Origin of the sequence: Kitasatospora sp. NPDC086791, assembly GCF_040685975.1 — a bacterium.
In the GTDB taxonomy this organism is placed as follows: domain Bacteria; phylum Actinomycetota; class Actinomycetes; order Streptomycetales; family Streptomycetaceae; genus Kitasatospora.
Genome location: NZ_JBFBOC010000060.1, coordinates 1 through 6093, shown reverse-complemented (window position 1 = coordinate 6093; position 6093 = coordinate 1). Strand labels below are relative to the sequence as shown.

7 protein-coding genes are annotated in these 6093 nt (G+C 71.1%); 5 read left to right on the top strand and 2 right to left on the bottom strand.

Translation table 11 applies throughout. The annotated features are described in order from the left end of the window. Positions 1 to 537 precede the first annotated feature (537 nt). The gene (locus tag AB0Q99_RS34085) at positions 538 to 960 is read right to left on the bottom strand and encodes a PLD nuclease N-terminal domain-containing protein (RefSeq protein WP_363578119.1); all 423 of its coding nucleotides are present in this window, start codon (positions 958 to 960) and stop codon (positions 538 to 540) included. 93 nt (positions 961 to 1053) lie between these two features. Between AB0Q99_RS34085 and AB0Q99_RS34080 the strand changes: the two genes are divergently transcribed. Genes AB0Q99_RS34080 through AB0Q99_RS34065 form a run of 4 tightly spaced genes read left to right on the top strand, consistent with a single transcriptional unit; the run spans position 1054 to position 4326 of the window. Then, on the top strand, positions 1054 to 2511 hold the full coding sequence (locus AB0Q99_RS34080) for a menaquinone biosynthesis decarboxylase (protein WP_363578117.1): 1458 nt from the start codon (positions 1054 to 1056) through the stop codon (positions 2509 to 2511). Then, on the top strand, positions 2508 to 3404 hold the full coding sequence (gene mqnP, locus AB0Q99_RS34075; RefSeq protein WP_363578115.1) for a menaquinone biosynthesis prenyltransferase MqnP: 897 nt from the start codon (positions 2508 to 2510) through the stop codon (positions 3402 to 3404). The genes AB0Q99_RS34080 and mqnP overlap by 4 nt, the downstream gene beginning before the upstream one ends. 20 nt (positions 3405 to 3424) lie before the next feature. Next, a complete protein-coding gene (locus tag AB0Q99_RS34070; RefSeq protein WP_363578113.1) occupies positions 3425 to 3991 on the top strand; it encodes a diadenosine tetraphosphate hydrolase in 567 nt (188 codons plus the stop codon). A 56-nt stretch (positions 3992 to 4047) separates the two neighbouring features. Continuing rightward, positions 4048 to 4326, top strand: coding sequence for a type II toxin-antitoxin system RelE/ParE family toxin (locus tag AB0Q99_RS34065; RefSeq protein WP_363578111.1), 279 nt, complete (start codon positions 4048 to 4050; stop codon positions 4324 to 4326). A 40-nt stretch (positions 4327 to 4366) separates the two neighbouring features. Here AB0Q99_RS34065 and AB0Q99_RS34060 read toward each other — a convergent pair whose 3' ends face one another. Continuing rightward, entirely contained in the window at positions 4367 to 5161 is a 795-nt protein-coding gene (locus AB0Q99_RS34060; RefSeq protein WP_363578109.1) for a hypothetical protein, read from the bottom strand. A 245-nt stretch (positions 5162 to 5406) separates the two neighbouring features. On the opposite strand from AB0Q99_RS34060, the gene AB0Q99_RS34055 reads away from it, so the two are divergent. Beyond that, positions 5407 to 5970, top strand: coding sequence for a hypothetical protein (locus AB0Q99_RS34055; protein WP_363578107.1), 564 nt, complete (start codon positions 5407 to 5409; stop codon positions 5968 to 5970). Positions 5971 to 6093 lie beyond the last annotated feature (123 nt).

Sequence of the window (6093 nt, the reverse complement as noted above, 5' to 3'; positions counted from 1 at the left end):
TCGTGCAGCTCGGCGACCCGCCCGCGGGCGTCGGCCGGGACCTCGGGGACCTCGCCGTCGACCGGCGCCTCATGCACAACCGTCATCTCGAACCACTCCAAGGGTGAGGGAACTGTCCGACAGCCAACGTCTGCTGTGCCCCCGGCCGCCAATCACGTTCTTCACTTATGACTGTACGAGGGGCCGTGCGCTGGTTTCGGCGTCGATTCCGTACAAGGTCGAGTTCGTTTAGCTGTCAGGCCTGCACAGAAGTGGTCGGTTCGAAGCTGGAGCGCTGAGTGTTCATTCGAATACCGGGGGTTGTCGGGCAGATGATGGTCCGATGATCTGAGCATGAAGGAAAGCGCAGGTCAGGGCCGTCCCTCCGTAATGTAGGTCGGCCGTCTTGAGTGCCGCTCAAGGTCTGCTCAAGCCGGGTGTCCGGACGGTGGTCATCCACCAGGGAGGGTGCCCGGTCGTAGGGAAGCGCCAAAAAGACCACGGCCCACCCGGGGCCGCCCGGGTGGGCCGTTGGAGGGAGTGCGGCACGCCCCGTGATCAGCTCTTCCGGCCGTCCTCCGGCTCGTCCCGGTCGCGCAGCTCCCGTTCCCGGCGGCGCAGGTCGGCCTCCCACTGTTCGAGCATGGCCTCGTGGTCCTTGTCGTCCTTCTTCAACGAGGCGAGGAACTCCGGGTCGTCGTCCGGCGCGAGCGGACGTCCGCCGCGCGCGGCGGGGTGCCCCGGGCCGTCGGCGGCCGGGTACCCCGGGTACCCGTCGGCGGTCGCGGCCCGCAGGAAGCCGCGCCGCTTGCCGGCGATCAGCCAGGCGATCGGGCCCAGCGGCGGGAAGAGCAGCACGATCAGCACCCAGACCACCTTCGGCAGGTGCTTCACCTCGTCCTCGGGCGTGGTCAGGCAGTCGACGAACGCCCAGACCCAGAACGCGAGCGGAAGGACGATGGTCAGCAGGATCCGCAACATGGGCTGTGATCTCCCCCAGCGGGCGGCGGTGGCGGGCGCCTTCCCGGGGCCCTTGACGCAAGCCAGGCTATCTGGTGGCGGATACTGACAGGCATGGCATACGACGATCTCCGCTCGTTTCTCCGGGCCCTCGACCGCGAGGGCGATCTCAAGCGCATCAAGGCGGAGGTGGACCCCCACCTGGAGATCGGCGAGATCGTCGACCGGGTGCAGAAGGCCAAGGGCCCCGCGCTGCTCTTCGAGAACGTCAAGGGCTCGTCGATGCCGCTCGCGATGAACGTCTTCGGCACCGAGCGGCGCCTGGCCAAGGCGCTCGGCCTCAAGGGCCCGGACGACATCTCCGAGAAGATCGCCGGCCTGCTCAAGCCGGAGCTGCCGCAGGGCTTCACCGGTTTCCGCGACGCGTTCGGCAAGCTCGCCTCGATGGCGCACGTCCCGCCGCGGCACGTGAAGTCCGGCGACGCGGCGGTGCAGGAGGTCGTGCTCACCGGCGACGACGTCAACCTGGACGAGCTGCCCGCGCTCTTCACCTGGCCGCTCGACGGCGGCTCCTTCTTCAACCTGGGCCTCACCCACACCAAGGACCCGGACACCGGCATCCGCAACCTGGGCCTCTACCGGCTCCAGCGGCACGACCGCCGCACCATCGGCATGCACTGGCAGATCCACAAGGACAGCCGCAACCACTACGCGGTGGCGGCGAAGCGCGGCGAGCGCCTCCCGGTCGCGATCGCCTTCGGCTGCCCGCCGGCCGTCACCTACGCGGCCACCGCACCGCTGCCGGGCGACATCGACGAGTACCTCTTCGCCGGCTTCATCGCCGGGGAGCGGGTCCGGATGGTCGACTGCAAGACCGTCCCGCTGCAGGTCCCGGCCGACGCCGAGGTGGTCCTGGAGGGCTGGCTGGAGCCCGGCGAGATGCTGCCCGAGGGCCCGTTCGGCGACCACACCGGCTTCTACACGCCGCAGGAGCCGTTCCCGGCGCTCACGATCGACTGCGTGACGATGCGCCGCCGCCCGATCCTGCAGTCCATCGTGGTCGGCCGCCCGCCGACGGAGGACGGCCCGCTGGGCAAGTTCACCGAGCGGTTCTTCCTGCCGCTGCTGAAGATCATCATCCCGGACATCGTCGACTACGACCTGCCCGAGGCCGGCGGCTTCCACAACTGCGTGATCGTCTCGATCGACAAGAAGTACCCCAAGCACGCCCAGAAGACGATGCACGCGATCTGGGGCGCGCACATGATGTCGCTGACCAAGCTGATCATCGTGGTGGACGCCGACTGCGACGTGCACGACTACCAGGAAGTCGCGTGGCGGGCCTTCGGCAACGTCGACTACAGCCGGGACCTCACCGTCGTCGAGGGCCCGGTCGACCACCTCGACCACGCCTCGTACCAGCAGTTCTGGGGCGGCAAGGCCGGCATCGACGCCACCCGCAAGCTGCCCGAGGAGGGCTACACCCGGGACGGCGGCTGGCCGGAGATGGTGTCCTCGGACCCGGACACCGCCGCGCTGGTGTCGCGTCGCTGGAAGGAGTACGGGCTGTGAGCACGGCCGCGGTCGAAACCCCCGGGCGCACCAGGGCGTTCCTGCGCCTGGTGATGATCGAGCACTCGGTCTTCGCCCTGCCCTTCGCGTACATCGCCGCGCTGACGGCGATGTTCCTCGCCGACCGGCGGGTGCACTGGGGCGAGCTGTTCGTCGTCACGGTCTGCATGGTCGGGCTCCGGACCTTCGCCATGGCCGCCAACCGGATCATCGACCGCGAGATCGACGCCCGGAACCCGCGCACGGCCTCGCGCGAACTCGTCACCGGCGCCGTGTCGTTGAAGACCGCGTACGCCGGCTCGGCGGTCGCGCTGGTGGTCTTCCTCGGCGCGGCGGCGATGCTCAACCCGCTCTGCCTCGCGCTCGCGCCGGTCGCCGTGGTGCCGATGGTCGTCTACCCGTACGGCAAGCGCTTCACGGACTTCCCGCAGGCGATCCTCGGCCTGGCCCAGGCGATGGGCCCGGTCGGCGCCTGGCTCGCGGTGACGGGCCGTTGGTCCTGGGAGGCCGTCGTCCTCGGCGTCGCGGTCGGCATCTGGATCGGAGGCTTCGACCTCATCTACGCCTGCCAGGACGTCGAGTCCGACCGCCACGGCAAGGTGCGCTCGGTGCCGGCCCGCTTCGGCATCCCGGCGGCGATCCGGGGCGCCCGGGTCTGCCACGTCCTCACGACGCTCCTGCTGGTCTGGTTCGCGCTCCTGACGGACGCCGGAGCGGCGTTCTGGATCGGTCTCGCGGTCGTCGCGGGCGCCTTCGTGTACGAGCACACCATCGTGAAGCCCGACGACCTGTCGAAGCTCAACCGGGCGTTCTTCCAGACCAACGGCTTCGTGGGCATCTCGCTGTTCTGCTTCGCCCTGCTCGACCTGGTCATCCGCGGCCTCGGGATCTGAGCCCCGGGGGGAGGACGCGGATGCACCGGGAGCGGCGGCACGGGAGCAGCCACGGCGGCGACGACCACCACGGCGGCGACGACAGCCGCGGGCCGGCCGACCGGCGGTCCGACTGGCGGGCCGACCGCATCGGCAGCGCGCTCCGGGGTGAGAACCCCACCGTGCTGCGGCGCCTGTCCGCCGGTTTCGCCGTCATCGGGGACGTCCAGTTCCTGCCCGGCTACTCGGTCCTGCTGACCGACACGCCGGGCACGGAACGTCTCAGCGACCTCCCCCGCCCGCGCCGCCTCGCGTACCTCGCCGACCTCGACCGACTCGCCGAGGCCGTCGAACAGGCCTGCCGCGCCGCCGATCCGGCCTTCCGCCGGGTGAACATCGAGATCCTGGGCAACAAGGACCCGTTCCTGCACGCCCACATCTGGCCCCGCTACGACTGGGAGCCCGAAGGCCTGGTCCAGCGCCCGGTCTGGCTCTACCCGCCCACCCACTGGCAGGACCGGCGGTTCGCCCTCGGCCCGGCCCACGACGCCCTCCGCTCCGCCATCGCGGCCGGCCTCGCCGGGGACGCCGGGGACGACGGGCCCTGAAGCGGCTCACCGAGGAAGCGCGGGCGGAGATCCTCCGCGACCACCACGGGTGAGCCATGGGCTGCGTCACGCGCTTCACCGCTCATGGTCAGCGGGACCTGCTGAAGGTGCCGCTCCCCGATGCCCGTCGGATCATGTACCGCCTCACCGAGTTCCAGCGAGCGCTGGACGCCGGCACGGTGGAGTCGTTCGACATCAAGTCGGTGCAGGGGCATCCGGGCCTCTGGCGCCTCCGGGTCGGTGACTACCGCGTGGTGTACACGATCGAGGACGGTCAACTGATCGTGTGGGTGGTCGCGGTGGGCAACCGCCGTGACATCTGCCGGCGGTACTGAGCTCCACGTCGCCCCGCGGTCGCAGTCGCGTCCGCGGGGTTCAGCGGAACAGTGCGGCATGGTCCGTGGCCCAGGCGCGGAAGGTGCGGGCCGGGTTGCCGGTGATGTCCTGGACCGTCGTGGTGGCGGGTTCGGGGGCGGTGATGCGGGCGTGGATGAAGTCCAGGGTGCTGTCGATCGCGGCCCGGGTCCGACCGGTGGCGGACATCCGGTGGCGGGCGGTCTCGCGGGGGATCTCCTCCCACTTCGCCGGACGGCCGGTCGCCTCGCCGATGATGCCGACCTGCTCCGCCTGCGTCGGCGACTCGGGGCCGGTCAGCAGGTACCGGGCGCCTTCGTGGCCGTCCTCGACCAGGGCCCGGACGGCGACCGCCGCGATGTCCCGCTCGTCCACCGGGTTCAGCCCGGCCGCTCCGCCGTAGCCGCGCACCGCGCCCTCGGAGCGGATCTGCTCCGCCCACTGCAGCGCGGCGGCGAACCCGTACGCCCGCAGCACCGTGTGCCGCACCCCGCTGCGGGCGAGCAGTGCCTCGATCGCGCCCTCCGGCCGGCCGGGGACGGCCGAGGACAGGAACACCACCCGCCCGACCTCCCGGGCCAGCACGCCCACCGCGTCGGCCGCCGCGTCGGCCGTCGGGTGCGGCCACCCCAGCAGCACCGCGCCGACGCCCTGTGCCGCGGCTTCCAGGGACGTGGGGTCGAGCAGGTCCCGCGGTGTCAGCGTCCGCACCCGCACCCCCGCGGCCGCGAGCTGCAGCCCGACGTGCCGCCCGACCGTCCCGGAGGCGCCGACCACCAGCGTGGGAGACGCGTCATCAACTCGCTTCTCTGTCATGCATAGAACGTAATTGACAAGTATGAGACGCCCCATGCGTGCGGGTCTCGGGTTCATGCGTCAGCGTCTACCCGGCGCGCGCCAGCGTCCGCGCGCCCCCCGACGCTTCGAGCGCTGACTGTTCGTCAAGACGGTTAACACCGAGCGCGATCAGCGTGTTGCGTTCCGCAGCGCAAGCAGGAAAGAGAAGACCCCAGCGGTGCTACCAACACCCTGGGGTCCGGCACCAGGAGCTCGAACTCCCCATGCAGATCCATCGTAGCGTCCACAGGCGCTTCTTCTCGGTCCTTCCGAACGAACTCCTCCAGGACCGCCACCTCAGCTACACCGCTCGCGGCCTCCTCGGCGACCTGCTCTCCCGCCCCGACGGCTGGCGCGAGGACGGCCGGCAGATGGCCGACACCAGCCCGCAGGGGCGCGGTGCGCTCCGCAAGGCCCTCAGGGAGCTGACCGCGGCCGGGTACTACCGGGTCGAGAAGGTCCGGCTGCCCGACGGGACGGTCCGGTCCCAGGCGCACGTCTACGACACGCCGCAGCTCGGGCCGCCACCGGGTGTCACCCGTCCGGCCGCCGGTGAGCCGGAGACCGGTCCCGCTGACACCCCTTCCGTAAAGAACCCGGAAGAAGTACCCACCCTCCCCGTCGAGTTGACGGACGTCGACCCGCAGGTCCGGGAGGCGGTCGCCGCGCTCTACCGGGTCATCCGCCCAGAACGCGGCCTCCGCCTCGGTGAGGCCGAGGCGGAGGCCCTCGCGCCCCTCGTCGCCGAATGGCCGGCGAGGGGCTGCGCGGAGGCAGACCTCGCCTGAACGCGGAGGTGGGGGGGGGGGGGGGCGGGGGAGAAAAACCCGCGCCCGGGGGGCGGGGACAGGCAGTTGGAGCCGGCGACCTAGGGGGGCGAGGAGAGACCTGAAGAGGGCCGGGAAGCGGAC